Origin of the sequence: Streptomyces sp. CC53 (assembly GCF_001865245.1) — a bacterium.
Lineage (GTDB): Bacteria > Actinomycetota > Actinomycetes > Streptomycetales > Streptomycetaceae > Streptomyces.
The window spans coordinates 1-483 of sequence record NZ_MKXB01000152.1; positions in this window are offsets into that span (position 1 = coordinate 1).

A 483-nucleotide genomic window follows, 5' to 3' on the forward strand; every position below is an offset into this window, starting at 1 on the left:
GGCGGCAGCCCGCCACGACACTCCCGCGCCGGCGCACATCGGCGGCACGCCACGCGCCCCGCCCTCGCGCTCCCGCTGCCGGCGCACGGCCAGCCCGTGCCGCGCGTCCCGCGAACGCGTGCGCGTGCGCGTCCCCAGCCCCCGGCCACCCCGCCCGGCCACCCACCCACGGCCGCTCCGACGGGCACGCCCGGCCCCGGCTTTCCGCGAGCGGCCTGCCGCACCGGCACGCACCCCGCCCGCCCGCGCTCATGCGCCGGCACCGGGCCGTGCCCGGATGCGCACCGCTCCTGGCGCCCACCTCGCTCTTGGCGCCGACACCGCCGCTTCCCCTCGTGCGGTCGCTCGGGCCGGTACGCCGGGCCTCGCGCCGCCGCCCTCCCAGGCACGCCGTGTCACGCCCTCCCCGCCTCACCGCCCCAGCGGGCACGCCCGGCCCCGCCTCGCCACCCGCTTCAGGTGCATCCCGCCGCACCGACACCC